This window comes from Salicibibacter kimchii (assembly GCF_003336365.1).
In the GTDB taxonomy this organism is placed as follows: Bacteria; Bacillota; Bacilli; order Bacillales; family Marinococcaceae; genus Salicibibacter; species Salicibibacter kimchii.
This window is the reverse complement of record NZ_CP031092.1, coordinates 643,131-661,561: the sequence shown is the minus strand read 5'-3', so window position 1 is coordinate 661,561 and position 18,431 is coordinate 643,131. Positions and strand designations below refer to the sequence as shown.

Sequence of the window (18,431 nt, the reverse complement as noted above, 5' to 3'; positions counted from 1 at the left end):
AATTTAATAAAAAATAGTGGCTCTACACCAAAATCTATGGTTGACTAAGCTTACATTTCCATATATTGGTCCATGTAGTCTTCGTTACATTCAACAAGAATGCGTTGGTGATAGACGTTAGGATTTCTTGTAAAATAATGGCGGCGTTGCAGGGCTTTGATTTTATTATGCCGTCCTTCCACAACGGCGTTCGTGTAACGTGAACGATGATAATTAACAATCTCTAACTCCCAATTCTTCAGGGTTTTCAGGCATTCTTTGACCGCTTGGTGCTGGATGGCATGGCCTTGTTTGTACCATTTTTCAGCGTTACGGTCGCCTGCTCGGCGTTCGTACTAAGGTCATACCATTCGATAAAGGCTTCTTTCCATTCGTAAGCGCGGGCAAGTTTCGCATCATAATGAATAATGGTTTGCACAATGGCTTGTTCATTGTCTGACAGCTTATCTCCCCGCTTGGCCAGAAGACGATGATTCCTTTTTAGTTTTTTCCGAGCGTGCGGGGACAATCCTTTTTGTACATCGCGACGAACGTCTTGAAGGGCTTCAGTCACATAGCGATTCACATGGAAACGATCAACAATCCGAATAGCCTGTGGAAACCATGAACCGATCACTTGATGATAAGTGAAACTCATATCCATGACAACGGCGACGGGATTCAAGACATGGAGATACGAATGCTCTTCGGCATGCGCGTGTAAATCTTCTTTTTTTCGTCCAGAGATGATATCGAGCATGCTTCCGCCTTTTAAGTCATGGATCCTGGTGTTATAGGTATGGCCCTTACGGATCGCAAAATCATCGATCTCTAAAACCAAGCCCTGTCGATCCATCGCATTTTGAAAACATGTCTGTTGCGTCGCTTCACTTTCCGACTGAAGGCCGGCTTTAAAATAGCGTTCGACAGTTGTGTAAGGGGCTTCTTCAAATCTTGCCAAGCTTTTGACGGTTGTCCCATGTCCTTTTTGAAGGCATTGGTTTTGAAAAGCGATGGTATACCGGTTTTTCGGATCCACAAAATCATATTGCCATACGAAATGAAACCCACAGCTCTGACATGCTTGCGCAATCGCCGGAAGCACCAAATAAGTGTGAGAAACACCCATGGATAAATGGCGGACACAACGCTTATAAGGCGTTCCGTTCCGTTTCGTTTCGTTTCGTTTCACCTGTTCAGAGAGACAAACCGGACAAGGTTGGATATGCTCGGTAGGCGTTACCTCAAAGATTACGTTTTTCTCTGCATTGAGATAGCTTTCTTTAATATCGACGTCTGGAAGTTCAAGCAATTGCTTGATACAATATTGTGCACCTGATCATCCCACTATGCTTTTTGTGTGCACATTCATCATAGTGTCAAGGGTGACGGGTGCTTTTCATTTATTTGAGTTCATTACCATATTTGTCCGTATTTTTCAGCCATAGATTTTGGTGAAGACCCATCATCAGAGTTACCAATTTTTCATAGGTTAATTTTTTGACGTATCGATTGACGCCTAAAAAATCTTCTAAAACCTTCGTAATATTTAACGGATGTAAAGCTTCCTTAAATGTGGTTGTTGGGGTATCCTTGTCCATACGGACTCCTTATAGTGAGAGATTTGGACGTGGACCACCGCTCCCTCTCATTATAAGGTTTTTTGTGATTTTTTGGACAGAAATTCCATAAATTTTTTGTTGGATTTTGAGCCTTTTTTCTTGACAACCAGCGTTTCACTTTAATGCTAAGCTAGTGACTATAAGGAAACCCTGAAAGACCTGACACAAGGGAACCAAGCGTATTCCGTCCGAATGGCTCTGGGTGCTTTGATTATCAAGGAGAAACTGGGCACGAGTGATCGCGAAACCGTCGAACAGATCTCCGAGAATCCGTATCTTCAATACTTCCTTGGTCTGCCTGAATTCACGGAAACAGCGCCTTTCGACGCTTCTTCCATGACTCACTTTCGCAAACGTATTTCCCGTGAGATGATTGATCAAATCAATGCGTGGCTCGTGGAAGACCAGCAATCCCAAACAGATGGTGACGGTGACGATGATGATCATCACGAAACGCCTTCTTCTGCGCCCTCTAAAGAAATAGAGGAGAAAAAAGACGCCCCGAGAACGCATCAAGGAAAGCTCTTGATCGATGCCACGTGTGCGCCTGCAGATATCACATACCCAACGGACTTGAAACTTTTGAAGCTGGAAGCGAGGATTGACGTGCTGCACGAACCTTTCCGTGGAAAACAGAAGAAACCACGTACTTATCGGAACCAAGCCCGAAAGTCATACCTGTCCATTATTAAGCAGAAAAGCCCGAAACGAAAAAAGGTACGGAAAGCGATTCGAAAGCAGTTGGGTTACGTGAAACGAGATCTTAACCATCTGGAGGAGCTGTCCCGACATACATGGCTTCCTTGTCATCCACGAGCACTTCCGGTTGTCCACGGTCGTGCTCCTTCGCCGGTGTCAGCACCGCCTTGTCTGTATAAGTGGTGTGCCGATCCATATAGACGAGCCACAAGTGGAGTTTTACTCCAGCTTTCGTCTTCCTGAACTCCGCCCATTTATACAGCGTCAGATCAAGGGGGATGGTGCTTGAATCAATGATTTTTAACGGCATGCGAAGCGATGATTTTCGGTGAAAGTGCCGAATGCGTTGCACGAGATCCAACAAAGATCGTCGATAACAAAGATGGATCGACACCTCGGTGTTTTCGAGACAGTTGAGAAGGGCTAATGACCTCGAACCCAACCGCCTGTTGCAGATCTTCATCTAACAACCCGGCTGAAATCACCGGCAGGCAATCGATCTCTTGTAAATGCGCAAGGAGAAAAAGTTTGATATCAGCTTTTCGTATAGGCATCTTGCCGCCAGTCCGTCACTCGTTCTTGCAATTGTTCAAAGTTAATCGGTGCGATCCATTTACCAAATGAAGAAAATAGGGTATGCTTGTCCATAACATTGGTCCTTTATATTGGATTTGGACAGGATACCACCCGTCTTTCCATTATAAAGGATTTTTTTATGCGCCAACTACTTTATTTTGTTATTAATGAAATGCTAGTGAATTATTTTGCTTTGATAATTTTGGCTAATCAACGCGCCTGAGTGAACCTTTTTATGGAAGTACACATTCAAATTGACCTTTTACCTTTATATCATTTTCCTGATTTACTGCCTGAACTTCTCCTACGATTATATTATTTTTCTTTTTTTCTATTATCGACCCTACCACCCTTATACTTTCACCCGGATAGGTCATTTTCTGAAAACGGACGTTAAGTCTTCTTACGTATTTTCTAGGTATTAAGGTTGTAATGCCTTCTGAAATCATACCCATAACCAACATCCCATGTGCTATAATGCCCGTACCAACTTCCTCCCCAACATCTTCTACTAGATGGAGGGAGTTAAAATCCCCAGAAGCACCAGCGTATTTCACTAACTGCACTCTTGTGATTGGTTCTTTTTCAATGAGAGTAAAGGTCTGCCCAATGTGTATGCTTTTATAATCAATGGCATTCATTCAATTTTCTCCTTCCCATCTTATAGAGCTTCTCTACCAATGTATTGCGAGATATGGCTACTACTTTTTCATCCTGCTGATTCGTATAAGTGTTTTCTGTGGTAATAAGATTAATAGCTCCTAAGGAACCTTTTTTTTCTTGTACGTTTATGACTTTAGAGGAGACTGTTAAACGGTTTCCCGCGTATATATCAGCAAACATTTCATAATCCTGCTCTCCGTGCAGTATTCTCCCACGGCTGAGATCCAACATTCTTATTTTTTTATCAAAACTGTTCCCCCCCCACATATCAATAACCTGAAGGAATGTAAACGGAATTGGGATCCCTTCAAATCCTTCCTTTTTGGCGGCATCTTCTTCAAAATAAATGGGGTTGTAATCCCCGATGGCTAAAGCAAATTCTCTAATTTTTCCTTTTTCTACATCCAAACTGTATGGCTCAAATTCCAAGCCTACTAATCTTTGTTTGTCTGACATCTTAAAATCACACCTTATATTATTTTATCCTATGAAGAGAAAGTGAAACGTTCCATGAACAACCACGTTGATTGTTAGCCATAGAATTTGTGCACCTTTTTAAGGACAGTTGTACCAAATAATAAGTGGCTATTAGAAAGTCGCAGCATTCATCTAATACATTAAATATGCAATATTCATGCCAAGTCTTGTTTGTGAATGTTCAAAGATTTATAGTTAGGTATATAGTTTAAAGTTTTCATGTGGATAAGCTATTCGAACGAATTCACGTTTGAACAGACATATCAAAAAAAGTGCGTTAATATTTTGATGTTGTAATATGTGTTCAAAACTGTGAACACATGTGTTACAATATATTTACATTGATTTTAGGCACATACTCTGAAATAAAAATATTATGAAAAAAGAATTTAATTAATTATGTAATTCACTTAAGAGTTTTAGAATTTAAAAATATTCAAAAAGGGTGAATTTTATGGAGGAAGCAATAACAAAATCAGATTTTGAATCACTTCTCATAACTAACAGTTTGAATACTGCGTTGAAAACTTTTGCAAAAACAGCGAATGGCATTATCCCAATTATAAACAATGACGGTTATCTAGAAGGAATATTAACCAAAAACCGTGTAATACAAGCTTTAGCAAACGATAATCAATTAGATCAGCCAATACAACCATTTATTAACACCAATCCAATATGCCTTTCACCAGAATCAACAAGTTCAGAAATTAGATTTTTATTTTTAAAACATTCTATTTCCCATGCACCCGTTGTAAATTCTCAAAACCAACCTATTGGGGTTATTTCTACCCCCCATATCCTAAAACGATGGCAAAAACGATTTGAAAGTTTGCAATCCCAACTAAAAGTAATTGATAAAATCGACGCCGGTTTTGTTACCGTAAATGAGCAAATGAAGATGATTGCAGTAAATCCTATTGCTAGAGGCATTTTTCAAACAGATATTTCATATGATTTTTCTCATATTACTGAACGTTACCCTACTATTGGTCAACTTATAAAAGATACTATATATTATAAAAAAGAATTTTCGAAACAACGGATAAAGGTTAATGAATTTAGTTTACTGATCCAATGTATCCCATTATTTGAAAAAAATAAATTTAATAGCGTAATGCTACTTATGAAGAAACTACCTACTGAAGAAAAATACACCCATATTAGTAATTGGAATGAAAAACTACGTACAGCTTTGGAAGTAACAGATGAGATAGATCCATTTGCGGATGCCATAACTCTTGTTAATAAGGAAGGGGTTGTTAAAGTAGTAAATAAAAGCTTTTGTAATCTTTTTTCATCTTCAGAAGAGGAAATTATTGGGGAATCAATTTTTGATAAAATTCCTGATCTAAATATACAAGAGGCTTTTAATTTGGGTGTGCCATTAAAAGGCTTAAATCGTTTGATCGGAACGCAAAAAAGCTTGATTTATAGTAACCCTATCAAAGATGGTAATCAGATAATAGGTACAATATTTAAAATCATATATAAAGGATTAGAAAAAATTCAGTCAGATGTAGTTAAGGCACCGCTTCTTCAAAAAAAGGAACAAAATATTAGCGGTACTAAATATTCATTCAATGACATCATAGGTAAATCCACCTCAATAAAAGAGGTTAAAAAAGAGGCATTTGTTTCATCACAAAGTCGTTCAACGGTTCTGATCCTAGGTGAAAATGGAACCGGGAAAGAATTATTTGCACATGGGATTCATGTTGCTTCATCGAGATCTGGGCCCTTTATAAAAGTTAACTGCGCTGCTATTCCTGATGAGTTATTAGAAGCAGAATTTTTCGGATATGAAGATGGAGCATTTACAGGTGCAAAAAGAGGAGGAAAAAAAGGGAAGTTTGAGTTAGCACAACAGGGCACGCTTTTTTTAGATGAAATTGGTGACATGTCGCTTTCACTACAGAGTAAACTATTACGTGTACTTCAGGAAAAAGAATTTGAACCCGTTGGGAGTAACAGAACAATTCAAATTCAAATGAATAGCAAGATAATAACAGCAACAAATCAAAACATAAAATATTTAGTGAAAACAGGTAGATTTCGTGAAGATCTTTATTACCGGATAAATGTTTTTCCACTGAATATTCCTCCATTAAGAGAGAGAAAAGAGGATATTCCATTAATAATAGATTTCTTAATTGAACGGTTAAATCATGAGGGCTTCTCTCTTAAAGGTGTTACTTCTGAGAGCCATGCTAGTTTAATAGAATACAATTGGCCTGGGAACGTCCGGGAATTACAAAATGTATTAGAGCGTGGTGCCAATCTAACAACAGATGGTTATATAGACATCGGACATTTGCCAAATGATATACGTAATTTAGAGAAACATTCGCACCATGATTATCTTGTCTCTCATGATGATTATCGAACTGATACTAGAGGCGAAAAAGAGCTAATTATAAATATATTACATCAAGCACAAGGGAATAAGGTCAAAGCTAGTAAAATGTTGGGAAGAAGTAGAACATGGCTCTATAAAAAAATGGATAAGTATAATATAATATTAGATTAAATTAAATGAAACCATTAGTGACTAGGTCCACGGTGGATGCGGGCAGCTCGGAGTCAATCGTAGGACTTCACAACAGAGCTGAACTAAAATTTATGTCCGTGGGGAGTGAAACGAAATGACACAATCGGTGTTCAGCGGGGAAGAGCTGGATGTGGTAAAAGTGAAAGCTTTTTTGGATAAACATCTGGATAACATTCCCAAAGATGAACCTTTGCAGGTGGAGCAATATTACACTGGTGCGTCCAATCTTACGTATCTTCTAGCTTGCGGGGACTGGAAAGGGGTATTGCGCCGCCCGCCTTTTGGCCCGCTCCCTCCTAAGGCGCATGACATGAAAAGAGAATACGGGATTCTTTCCCGGATCCATCCAGTTTTTCCATTGGCGCCCAAGCCGTATGTGCTCGGGGAAGATGACGCGGTGATGGAAGTGCCATTTTATGTTATGGAACGAAAGGAAGGGGTTGTGGTTGATCAGTCATTCCCTGAAGGAGTGCAAGAAACGGAAGATTTAGGTCGTGAGCTTTCTTATACCTTTATCGATACGTTAGCTGAATTACACCAAGTGGATGTACAGGCGGCTGGCCTTGACACATTCGGTCGCCCGGCGGGATTCATGGAGCGGCAAGTACACGGTTGGATCAAGCGCTATGAGCGTGCAAAAACCGAGGATATCCCCGAGTATGAGAAATTGAAAAAATGGTTTTTGGATAATATCCCCCGGATGGGGAGACCACTGTGATCCATAATGATTTCAAGTTTAATAATCTTTTATTTTCCAAAGATGTCAGCCAAGTGAAAGCTGTCGTTGATTGGGAAATGGCAACGATCGGTGACCCTCTTTTTGATCTTGGTGCAGTGCTTAGTTTTTGGGTGGAAGAAGATGATCCGGAGTTATTGCAATCGACATTTCAAAAAGCCATTACAAAAAAACCTGGATTTTTGACCCGTCGAGAACTGATTGATCGTTACGTAGAAAAAACTGGGCGGGATTGTTCTTCGCTTTATTTTCATCAAATTTTTGCTTATTTTAAATTGGCCGTAATTTTTCAACAAATCTATTTCCGCTTGAAGAATGGACAAACGGAAGACGAACGGTTCAAACATCATAACGAACGCGCGAAAAATTTAATTGAATATGCTTGGCAATGATTAAACGAGGGGGAATAATCATGGATTTTGGATTGTCTGAGAAGGTAAAGGATTTGCAACATCAAGTTAGCCGTTTTATGGAAGACGTTATTGAGCCAAACGAAAAGGTGTATGAAGAACAATTAAACCAACAGTCCACGCGGTGGCAATCACCGCCGATTATGGAAGATATGAAGCAACAAGCGAAGGATGTGGGGCTATGGAATCTATTTTTGCCAGAAAGCGAGTACGGCGCGGGGTTGACGAATGTAGAATACGCGCCGTTATGTGAGCTCATGGGACGATCTTCGATTGCGCCGGAGATCTTCAATTGCTCGGCGCCGGACACCGGCAACATGGAAACGCTTGTCCGCTATGCATCGGAGGAGCAAAAGAAACAGTGGCTGGAGCCGCTGCTTGACGGGAAAATTCGCTCGTCGTTCGCGATGACCGAGCCGAATGTCGCTTCATCGGACGCCACAAACATCGAAACGCACATTAAAAAAGACGGTGATGACTACGTCATTAACGGCCGCAAATGGTGGACGTCGGGCATTATGGATCCGCGCTGTGAAATTATGATTGTGATGGGAAAAACGGACCCGGACAGTCCGACATACACGCAGCAGTCGATGATTTTAGTGCCGAGAGACACGCCCGGGGTTAAGATTAAGCGCCATTTGCCGGTCTTCGGTTATGACGATGCCCCCGAAGGGCACGGGGAAGTGGAATTCGACAACGTGCGTGTTCCAGCCTCGAACATCCTCTGGGATGAAGGCAAAGGGTTCGCGATTGCACAGGGGCGTTTGGGACCGGGACGCATTCATCACTGCATGCGCTTGATTGGGTTAGCGGAAAAGTCGCTCGAGGCGATGTGTGAACGCGTCCAAGATCGTTCCACCTTCGGCAAACAGCTCTCGGAGCAAGGCGTTATTCAGGAATGGATCGCCGATTCCCGCATCGAAATCGAACAAGCGCGCCTCTTAACGATGAAAGCGGCCTACATGATGGACACCGTCGGCAATAAAGAAGGGCGCACGGAAATCGCCATGATCAAAGTTGTCGCACCGAACATGGCACTACGTGTCATTGATCGCGCGATTCAAGCCCATGGCGGCGCCGGCGTAACCGACGATTTTCCCCTCGCGCAAAGCTGGGCCAAAGCACGAACGCTGCGCCTCGCGGACGGTCCTGACGAAGTTCACCGTCGGACGGTTGGTCGATTGGAACTGAAAAAATATCGATAAATACGGAGGATGTTTTTGAGTATGGATAAAAACCGTCAGATATTATTGTCAAAACGGCCGCAAGGACTACCGGATAAATCTACATTTGAATTTGTAAAAACAACCGTACCGGAACCGGGTGAGAGCCAAGTGCTCGTACGTTCACACTATCTATCCGTCGATCCTTATATGCGTGGACGGATGAATGATGCAAAATCGTATTCAACTCCTTTTGAGGTAGGTAAACCGCTAACAGGTGGTGTTGTTGGAGAAGTTGTGTCATCCAATCACTCTGACTTTACGCCTGGAGATTTTGTCAGGGGTAGACTTGATTGAGCAGACTATACAGTAGCGGATGGCGCTTATTTACAAAAAATAAACCTTGAAAATGCACCGATAACAACGGCCCTATACGTCACGGGAATGCCAGGTTTAACCGCTTACTTTGGGTTAATGGATATCGGCCAACCGAAGTCAGGAGAAACTGTTGTTGTTTCTGGAGCCGCAGGGGCAGTTGGGATGATTGTCGGTCAGATCGCAAAACTAAAAGGATGTCGAGTGGTTGGTATTGCCGGTTCGGATGAAAAAATCACGTATTTGAAGAATGAGCTTGGCTTTGATGCGGTGATTAATTACAAGACGACTAATATCCGTGAAGAGCTGAAAAGGACCTGTCCGGAAGGGATCGACATTTATTTCGATAATGTTGGAGGGGAAATAACCGACGCTGTGCTTTTTCAATTAAACTTCCACGCACGGGTTGCCCTTTGCGGACAAATTGCCCATTACAATGCAGAAAAAGTGGAACAAGGCCCACGAGTTTTTCCGTATTTACTCACAAGAAGTGTATTGCTAAAAGGATTTATCATAAGAGACTATGTCGATCGGTTTGATGAAGCCATCGTTGATTTGTCGAAATGGTTGAAAGAAGGAAAAATAAGGTATAAAGAGAACATAGTTGAAGGGTTGGAAAATGCACCGGAAGCATTTTTGGGATTGTTCCGAGGGGAGAATCTGGGGAAACAGCTGGTTAAGGTGATCGAATAAAGACATAAGGCGGGCTTATGGTAAGCTGATCATAAGCCCGCCATGTAATGAAAAACAATTGGAGGAACGTTTATGTCTGGTTTGCCTACAGCAGAGCAAGACCTGAGCAAGCCTTTCGAAATGAATGAACGGACCATTCTGATTTTCTGGGATAGGGCCGCTCCTCGGAGGGGTACTGACGGAGCAATGGGGATGGAATTACTTGTTTCTTTTACCTTTTGCCGTGTTGTTGATTCTGCCGATTGTTCGCAGGAATTTACCGTTTGAAGATATTTTAAAAGTGAAGTTTGACACACCAGGGGCGATATTGGTTGCCGTTTCTGTGGGTGGTGTCCTTATGTTTGTAACGAGTGGGATTTACACAGCTCTCATTTTTTCAATTCCTGCCATGTTCCTTTTATGGAAACATGTCCATAAGGCCGAAATTCCATTCGTCCAGCCTGAATTGCTTCATAATCGGGGCTACTTGCTGTTACTTGTTATGCCTTTTACATCTTTCTTTATGAACTTTGCAACCTTATTTACGATTCCGATTCTATTAGCTGAACTATTTAATCAGGGTCCGTTGCAGATCGGGCTCATCATTTTTCCGGGAGCGATTTTAGCAGCATTTACTGCAAATTTAGCGGGTAAAGTCATTGACCGCAAAGGACCGTTGAATGTTATCCGAGCGGGCTTGGCGTTTTTACTCATCTCATATATACTGTTTGCTTTTTTTGCCAATATATCTCCATATGCCTCGCTAGCCATAATAATCATTGCTATTTCCGGTTCGAACATTTTGCTTGCAAGCGCGACTAATGAAGTATCGAGAACGTTACCATCAAAGCTCATTGGTGCGGGTATGGGCGTGGTACAATTGGGCCAATTTGTAGGAGGAGCTTTCGGAGCCGGGGTTGCGGGGATGCTTATTTCCGTGCAGCAGCATTTTCCCCCAGACGAAGTCTTCCGCAATCTATTTTTCGTTTTTATAGGCTGGATGATTATTGCCCATGTTATATTCCAACTTTATTTACGTTCAAAGAATTCCGATCGTAAACATTCACATGCTAATACCTTGCCAAGTTAATGAAGCTGAGAATAAGATGAGGAAAGATTAGATTCTGCTACGGTGTATATCGAGGGGGCAGCAACATGTGGCACGAAACCAAAACCCAATCTCTTTTAAACATTGAATACCCGATTATTCAAGCCGGGATGGCCGGAGGGGCAACAACACCGGAGCTTGTTGCCGAGGTATCAAACAGCGGTGGCCTCGGCACGTTGGGTGCCGGGTATATGGCCCCGGAGCAGATCCGATCGGCCATTCAAGCGATTAAAGCGTTGACGGACGCGCCATTTGCGGTTAATTTGTTTATCCCTTCTCCCAAATATTCAAAGGGGGAAGAACAGTCTTATATTGAAACCGGATTGAAACTAACCGAGCGTTATCGCCAAAACTTCAATCTGGAAAAGCCGCAAGTACATCAAGTGGAAGAAGATTTTGACGAGCAATTGAATGTTATTTTAGAAGAAAAAGTCCCCTGTTTTAGCTTCACATTTGGTCTCCCTTCAGCGGATGCGATTCAAAAATTAAAAGATCGAGCCATCACAACATTAGGTACCGCGACCACGGTTAATGAAGCTATCGAACTTGAAAAAGCCGGCATTGATATCGTTGTGGCGCAAGGCAGTGAGGCTGGCGGACATCGCGGTACATTTTTAGCACCTTCCATGGAACAAGCGATGATTGGAACGATGGCACTTGTGCCGCAGATCGTCGATCATGTGTCTGTGCCTGTGATTGCTTCCGGCGGGATCATGGACGGCAGGGGAGTAGCCGCCGCGCTAATGTTAGGTGCAAGCGGGGTGCAAATGGGCACAGCCTTTCTCACGTGCCAAGAAAGCGGCGCTCAAGATGTACATAAACAGAAAATTTTACACAGCAGTGAAGCAGATACGATACTCACAAAGGCGTTTTCAGGGAAAGAGGCGAGAGGGATTGCAAATCCGTTTATGGAAGAAATGGCCGAGCACCATGACGCCATTCCTCCATACCCGATTCAAAATGCCGTAACGAAGGACATACGAAAAGCATCTGGCCAACAAAAAAACCCGGATTACATGTCTCTGTGGGCAGGGCAGGGGACGAGGCTTAGTGAAGCAATGACCGCAAAGGAACTTTTTGATAAGCTGATCGAAGAGACGGGGGCTTTATTCCGTTAATCGGGGAGTGACAAATGGGGGGGTCTTAATGCCTAACCGCGTAAGTGACATATTTAACATTCAATACCCAATCATTCAAGGGGGGCTCGCCTATCTGGCGTTTGCCGAACTGGCAGCTGCCGTTTCAAACGCGGGAGGGCTTGGCCAAATTACGGCGACGTTCTTTGAGGATCCCGAAGATTTACGCAAGGAGATTAAAAAGGCAAAAACATTAACCGAGAAGCCCTATGGCGTTAACTTTGCTCTTGGTAGGCGATCGATCGACAAGCTCGTGGATATCGCTATTGAAGAGGAGGTCCCCGCCGTATCCGTAACTGCCGGCAATCCGGCTCCGGTCTTTGATCAACTGGAAGGCACCAATATAAAAAAACTTGTATTGGTCGCGTCCGTCCGCCAAGCGCAAAAGGCTGAAGCATTGGGTGCGGATGCCGTTATCGTCGTGGGAACGGAAGGCGGCGGCCATCTCGGCAGGGATGATGTCGGGACGATTGTTTTGGTTCCAAAAGTGGTAGACGCGGTCTCGATCCCGGTGATTGCCAGCGGCGGTCTTGTTGATGGCAGGGGATACGCGGCTGCACTCGCATTAGGCGCGAAAGGCATTGAAATGGGGACGCGCTTTATTGCCACAAAAGAATGCATTGCCCATCCTCGCTATAAAGAAGCGATTGTCAATGCTGAGGCAAATGAAACGATGATCATAAAAAAATCCCTCGGCATCCCGGGCAGAGTATTGCAAACGAAAGCAACTGAAAAAATCGCCCGGATGGAAGCCGAAGGTGCTTCTTTTGAAGAGATATGGCCATACATTAACGGACAGGCCAACCAGAAACTGATCCAAGACGGGAATCTTGAGGAAAGCTTTGGCTGGGCTGGCCAAGGTATTGGCCTGATCGATGATGTGCCAAGCGTCCGAGCGTTGATGAACAACATCATACAGGAAGCGAAAATGGCGAAAAAAAGAGTGAATGACCATTTGGCTTGAAAACAATCATGCAACAAAGCATGAATGATGCAAACATGAATGACAATCGCATCTTGATGGCAACAGTGAAAATCCTCATGACTATCGCAACCCATGATTCAGCAGCTTTTACGTTGCTGGATCTTTTTTGGCATCAATATTGCATATCCCCTACATATGACAACAATGATCAGCCAGATGGAGGGAAGAAATTGAAATACTTATGGAAAAAGAAAAGCTCACTAGTGAGCATAGTGCTGGGCGCAAGCCTTTTGGTAACCGCTTGCAATGATGAAGCGGCGGACGATGATTGGCAGCATGCTCATATTTCCGGGCCGACGGATTCCGGTTGGTATCCGCTCTCGACTTTATTTTCCGATATTTGGATGGATGAATTGGAAGAGGTGGATGTGACGGTCGTGGAAGGTGGAGCGATCGGTAATATTCGCGAGGTCAATACTGGGGTTGATGTGCAAACCGGATTCGCTTTTGCATCGGATTTTGTCGATGGCGTTGAAGGGGAGGGCGCGTTTGAAGGGGAACCTCAAGAAAATGTCAAAGCCTTAGGCGCGTTTTACCCAACGTTGTGGAACATCGCGGTGTTGGAAGATAGTCCATATGAATCCTTGGAAGATGTGGTGGAATACGGGGCGGATGTGATTCCGGGAAATCCGGGTGACGCGAGTGAAGCAGCATTTCGACGCATTTTTGAGGCGATGGGATACGGAGAAGAGGAGCTCGATGAAGCGGGTGTATCCGTCGATTACGGCGGTTATGGCGATGCCGCGAATCAGATGAGGGATGGGATTATTGATGTCACTGTCCAAGGTGGCGGCCCCTATGTGCCGGGGCTTACGGAAATTGACGCGACGCAGTCCGTACAGCTTTTGTCCATTCCCGATGACGTGATCGACGAATTGGATGAGCAAGGCTATGGCTATACCACCGACATGACGGTACCAGGCGACAGCTACAGCGGTCAAACGGAAGATACACCGACAATCGCGAGCTGGGCGATCATGGTTGTAAACGAAGACATGGATGATGAAGTTGTTTATGAATTGACGAAGGCGATTTGGGAGAATTCAGCGCGCGTCGAGGAAGAGCAGCCGACCCGGGGCATGTGGTTTAACCCTGAAGACGGTTACGGGCAAATCGAAGATCCCGACGAAAATATTCATCCGGGCGCGTTGCAATATTACGAAGAAGTCGGAGCGACGGACTAGGAATGGGGGAGCGTGCAATGGAGAAAACGAATGCAGAAAATGAAAAAATTGATTTAACCATTGAAGAAGAAAGAATGAACACGTCCATTGAGAAGTCCTTGTACAACCCGGACGGCTGGTCAACATGGAAGCGCTTCCGACAATTTTTGATTGGGATTATCGCCATCACCTTAGCCGTCTATGTTATCTATTACGCGGCCGCGGGTGGTCTGCCCGCTTGGCAGCATCGTGCCGTTTTCACGTCTATCTTTTTAATTCTTTGCTTTAGTACGTTTGCGTATCGGAAAGGAAAAGAACCCGGTCATTGGCTCTTTGACGGGGTACCGTTCGTTTTGTCGGTCGCGCTGCTCGGGCACGCGTTTTTCTCGTATCCGGAGATCGCGCTTCGACAGGGGGCTTCCACGCTTTTCGATCAAATCGTGGCGACCGTCATGATTTTCCTTATCATAGAAGGGGTGCGCAGGACGATTGGGCACGCGATGGCGATTCTGGCGTTATTTTTCTGGGCTTATATTTTTATTGGTCCGATGTTTCCGGGGATACTGGGCCATCAAGGCTTTAGCTACGGTCGGATGACCGATGCCCTTTTTATTACGACCAATGGGATTTTTAGTGATCCGATTTATGTGGCGTCAACCGTGCTGATTCTGTTTTTAATTTTTGCCGCTTTTATGATGCGGACAGGTGTTGGACAGTTTTTTATCGAGTTCGCATTTTCGTTGACCGGACGGATTCGCGGTGGCCCGGCGCTCGCTTCGGTACTTTCCAGCGGACTCTTGGCGACAGTAAGCGGAAACGGCGCTGCAAATGCATCCATGACCGGGCCTTTTACGATTCCCCTAATGAAGAGAGTCGGTTATACGAAGACATTCTCTGGTGCGGTGGAAGCGGTTGCTTCTCAAGGTGGACAGATCATGCCGCCGATCATGGGTGCGGCCGCGTTTGTCATGGCGGAATACACCGGCATTCCATACATTGAAGTTGCCGCTTATGCCCTTTTGCCTGCGATTCTATTTTTTACTGTTGTCGGGGTGATTATTTATTTTCAAGCACAGCGTTTAGGCTTACAAGGCATCCCGGGCTATCAGCTGCCGAATTTTTGGAAACTCATCGCGCGCAGAGGGTATTTAATTTTGCCGCTGATCATCATCATCGTTTTGATGGTCGTTGGCTACAGCCCGATGCGAGCCGGCATGTGGGCGTTACTGGTTGTGTTTCTATTAAGCTTGGTTAAAAAAGAAAGCCGTATGGGCTTAATGTCCATTTTTGCGGCTTCGGAAAAAGGGATTCGTAACGCGGTCCCCACGGTGATGGCATGTGCCGGTGCCGGCATTATCGCCGGGTCTGTCATTATGACCGGGCTTGGCATGAGCTTTTCACGGTTCGCGGTGGATATGTCGGGCGGGCAATTATTGCCGTTGCTTTTGTTAATTATGGTGGCTTCGATTATTTTGGGGATGGGCATGCCGACGGTTTCGGCTTATGTCATTCTCGCGACGGTTGCCGCAGGAGCCCTTACGCAACTTGGCGTGCCAATGCTCGTTGCCCACTTTTTTGTTTTCTATTTCGGTATCTTCTCAGGCATCACACCGCCGGTGGCGATTACCTCGTACATTACAGCAGGGATCGCTGGAAGCAATCCGTTGCGCACCGCCGTCTACTCCCTACGGGTCGGCATGGCCGGGTTTATTTTGCCGTACATGCTCGTCTATAATCCTTCGCTTTCGCTGGAAGGTAGTGTCCCTTCTATTATTTTCGGGATCACGACGGCCTTGTTGGCACTCGTGGCATTCGCCGGATTTATCGAAGGATGCATGTTGAAACAGACAGCTGTTTGGGAGAGAATATCTCTGTTGGCAGCGGCTATTCTTTTGATTACGGAACATCTGTGGACGGATTTGTTCGGGCTTGTGTTGATAGCGATTATTTTTATCTATCAATGGCGAAGCAGAAATAAACCTAGCGAGATGGGGACTGTCAAGAAGGGACAACATTCTGTATAATGGACGATAGAATCCATTCTTTGTGAGGAAGTGTTTGTGATGACTACAAGAGCGGTCTTATCCAATGAATGGTCCTATCTCCCCATCCCGATGCTTCTTGTTAATGATCGTGGTGACGTCGTCGCGAGCAATGAGCGGGCAAATGAAGCCTTCCATCGTTGCTTGGCGGGAGCTGATCAACTTTCCGCTTGTACGGTGGACGGCGTGGAATACACGGTAGAAAAATATGAACATACGGAGATCGATAATTATTTTTTCTACCTTTTCTATCCCGAGGGCATGAACGAGGATCCCCGGAAGTTTGAAGAAATGGAAAGGGAACTGAATAGTTTGTTGGAAAGCGCGTATGATGCGATATATATCACAGACGCCGAAGGCACAACATTGAAAACAAACCCGGCGATTGAACGAATTACGAAAATCCCGAGAGATTACTATATTGGAAAAAATGTAAACCAACTCGTTGAGCGTGGAATTTTGGAAGAATCCGTCACGTTTAGAGTCGTGGAAGAAAAAAAACCGGTGACCGTTTACCAGCGGGGCCAAGGCGATATTGAAGTGATGCTCACCGGAAGCCCGATTTTCAACGAAGATGGTGAAGTGGAAAAAGTTATCACCAACATTCGTGATTTGACGGACCTCAAGCAGCTTCGCGACGAAAATCAAAAAATGAAAGAACTGAATTCTTTTTATAAAGCAGAACTTAATAAAATGCAGGCGAACCCTGATGTGACGAAGGACATTGTTTGCGAGAGCGCGGAAATGAAAAACATCTTTTTTACCGGGGAGCGAGTGGCAAACATTGATGCCACGATTCTCGTGCTCGGCGAAACGGGGGTAGGAAAAGACGTTTTTGCCAAGCATGTTCACGAGCAAAGTCTCCGTTCCGAACAAGGGGAATTTATTAAGATTAATTGCGGCGCGATTCCGCCAACCCTTTTGGAATCCGAGTTGTTCGGCTATGAAGCTGGGGCCTTTTCCGGTGCGCAAAAAGCAGGCAAAGCCGGGATGTTCGAGCTCGCGAACCATGGCACATTATTTCTCGATGAAGTCGGCGAGCTCCCCCTTGAGTTGCAAGTCAAGTTACTGCGCGTGTTGCAGGAAGGCGAGATCCGCAGGGTCGGCAGCACGTATACAACGTGGATTGATGTGCGGGTGATTGCCGCTACGAATCGGGATTTGAAGAAAATGGTCAAAGAGGGCACATTCAGGGAGGACCTTTATTACCGTATCAATGTCATCCCGATTCACATCCCGCCGCTCAGGGAACGACGCGAGGATATTTTGCCTCTCATCCATTTTTATCTCGAGCACTATAATGAAAAATATGACGTCCGGAAACAGTTCTCCGAATCCACGTTAAATTTTTTCTATCAATTTGATTGGCAGGGAAATGTCCGGGAGCTGTCCAATTTGGTGGAACGCCTGGTCGTCACGATTCCAACGAACATGATCGATATCGTAGACCTCCCCGTCGATGTCCGGAACGATTCGTCCGAGGACGGCTTGCCGCAAGAGATCACCACATTGCAGGAAGCGACGGAGAAATCGGAGAAAACACTCCTCGCCAAAGCGCTAAAACTCTATAAAAATACGTACGAAATCGCCGATGCACTAGGGACAAGCCAAGCAACGATCGTGCGGAAATTAAAGAAGTACGAGTTGAGTTAGGCGGAAAAAAAAGAAAATCCAGTATCGAAAAAAGTGCCGATCCATGGCACTTTTTTTGTTGGCAGCTGAAATAAGTGATCACCTGTGGCTGTGGCGCCAGATAATCGAGGTTTGTCTAACATTAGTCGCCACCCGGTGGTTGTGGCGCCAAATAAAGGAGATTCGCCTAACATTAGTCGCCACCCGGTGGTTGTGGCGCCAAATAATCGATATTCACCTAACATTAGTCGCCGCTCATCGATTGTTACATCAATTCATAGACGTCTGCTTTCTAGTAACTGCAAGGAAGCGGTCAAAAAAGTCCGCATGAGAGGCTTATACGGCCAAACCCAGCGGTCGAGTAACCAAAAAAGTCCGCACGGGGAGGTTCATACGGTCAAAGCTGGTGATCGCCATGCCTTTTTCGACATTGACCCGT

General features: G+C 44.6%; 14 protein-coding genes and 2 pseudogenes. 11 read left to right on the top strand and 5 right to left on the bottom strand.

Going from position 1 to position 18,431, the window contains the following annotated elements:
• Positions 1-247: 247 nt before the first annotated feature.
• Together DT065_RS19980 and DT065_RS03475 are read right to left on the bottom strand one after the other, a co-directional pair.
• Complete coding sequence (locus DT065_RS19980; RefSeq protein ID WP_114370908.1) at positions 248-1,291, bottom strand: transposase; 1,044 nt, start codon at positions 1,289-1,291, stop codon at positions 248-250.
• Between the two features lie 91 nt (positions 1,292-1,382).
• Complete coding sequence (locus tag DT065_RS03475; RefSeq protein ID WP_114370906.1) at positions 1,383-1,580, bottom strand: hypothetical protein; 198 nt, start codon at positions 1,578-1,580, stop codon at positions 1,383-1,385.
• Positions 1,581-1,751: 171 nt separating this feature from the next.
• Between DT065_RS03475 and DT065_RS03470 the strand changes: the two genes are divergently transcribed.
• Positions 1,752-2,543: a transposase gene (locus DT065_RS03470; protein ID WP_418314657.1), complete on the top strand. Its 792-nt coding sequence runs from the start codon at positions 1,752-1,754 to the stop codon at positions 2,541-2,543.
• Between the two features lie 47 nt (positions 2,544-2,590).
• Here the strand turns inward: DT065_RS03470 and DT065_RS19080 are convergent, their stop codons facing one another.
• The 3 genes from DT065_RS19080 to DT065_RS03455 all read right to left on the bottom strand — a co-directional run bounded on the left by DT065_RS19080 (position 2,591) and on the right by DT065_RS03455 (position 3,995).
• Positions 2,591-2,854 (bottom strand): hypothetical protein, encoded by a 264-nt coding sequence (locus tag DT065_RS19080; protein WP_114370902.1) that lies wholly within the window; start codon positions 2,852-2,854, stop codon positions 2,591-2,593.
• A 255-nt stretch (positions 2,855-3,109) separates the two neighbouring features.
• Complete coding sequence (locus DT065_RS03460; RefSeq protein WP_114370900.1) at positions 3,110-3,517, bottom strand: MaoC/PaaZ C-terminal domain-containing protein; 408 nt, start codon at positions 3,515-3,517, stop codon at positions 3,110-3,112.
• On the bottom strand, positions 3,504-3,995 hold the full coding sequence (locus DT065_RS03455; protein ID WP_114370898.1) for a MaoC family dehydratase N-terminal domain-containing protein: 492 nt from the start codon (positions 3,993-3,995) through the stop codon (positions 3,504-3,506). Before DT065_RS03455 ends, DT065_RS03460 begins: the two co-directional genes overlap by 14 nt.
• A gap of 475 nt (positions 3,996-4,470) precedes the next feature.
• Between DT065_RS03455 and DT065_RS03450 the strand changes: the two genes are divergently transcribed.
• The 10 genes and pseudogenes from DT065_RS03450 (at position 4,471) to DT065_RS03405 (ending at position 18,013) form a co-directional block, all read left to right on the top strand.
• Complete coding sequence (locus DT065_RS03450; protein ID WP_114370897.1) at positions 4,471-6,546, top strand: sigma-54-dependent Fis family transcriptional regulator; 2,076 nt, start codon at positions 4,471-4,473, stop codon at positions 6,544-6,546.
• A gap of 115 nt (positions 6,547-6,661) precedes the next feature.
• Positions 6,662-7,695 (top strand): annotated as a pseudogene (locus tag DT065_RS19790) (phosphotransferase family protein).
• A 20-nt stretch (positions 7,696-7,715) separates the two neighbouring features.
• Positions 7,716-8,921 carry an acyl-CoA dehydrogenase family protein gene (locus DT065_RS03440; protein WP_114370896.1) on the top strand — a complete coding sequence of 402 codons (1,206 nt, stop codon included), beginning with the start codon at positions 7,716-7,718 and terminating at the stop codon, positions 8,919-8,921.
• A gap of 21 nt (positions 8,922-8,942) precedes the next feature.
• Positions 8,943-9,947 (top strand): annotated as a pseudogene (locus tag DT065_RS03435) (NADP-dependent oxidoreductase).
• A gap of 151 nt (positions 9,948-10,098) precedes the next feature.
• On the top strand, positions 10,099-11,016 hold the full coding sequence (locus tag DT065_RS03430; protein ID WP_114370895.1) for an MFS transporter: 918 nt from the start codon (positions 10,099-10,101) through the stop codon (positions 11,014-11,016).
• Positions 11,017-11,081: 65 nt separating this feature from the next.
• Entirely contained in the window at positions 11,082-12,152 is a 1,071-nt protein-coding gene (locus DT065_RS03425) for an NAD(P)H-dependent flavin oxidoreductase (RefSeq protein WP_114370894.1), read from the top strand.
• A gap of 28 nt (positions 12,153-12,180) precedes the next feature.
• Positions 12,181-13,134 (top strand): NAD(P)H-dependent flavin oxidoreductase, encoded by a 954-nt coding sequence (locus tag DT065_RS03420; protein ID WP_114370893.1) that lies wholly within the window; start codon positions 12,181-12,183, stop codon positions 13,132-13,134.
• Entirely contained in the window at positions 13,131-14,339 is a 1,209-nt protein-coding gene (locus tag DT065_RS03415) for a TAXI family TRAP transporter solute-binding subunit (RefSeq protein WP_114370892.1), read from the top strand. Before DT065_RS03420 ends, DT065_RS03415 begins: the two co-directional genes overlap by 4 nt.
• Positions 14,340-14,356: 17 nt before the next feature.
• Positions 14,357-16,342: a TRAP transporter permease gene (locus DT065_RS03410; RefSeq protein ID WP_114370891.1), complete on the top strand. Its 1,986-nt coding sequence runs from the start codon at positions 14,357-14,359 to the stop codon at positions 16,340-16,342.
• 39 nt (positions 16,343-16,381) lie between these two features.
• Positions 16,382-18,013, top strand: coding sequence for a sigma-54 interaction domain-containing protein (locus DT065_RS03405; RefSeq protein WP_114370890.1), 1,632 nt, complete (start codon positions 16,382-16,384; stop codon positions 18,011-18,013).
• Positions 18,014-18,431 lie beyond the last annotated feature (418 nt).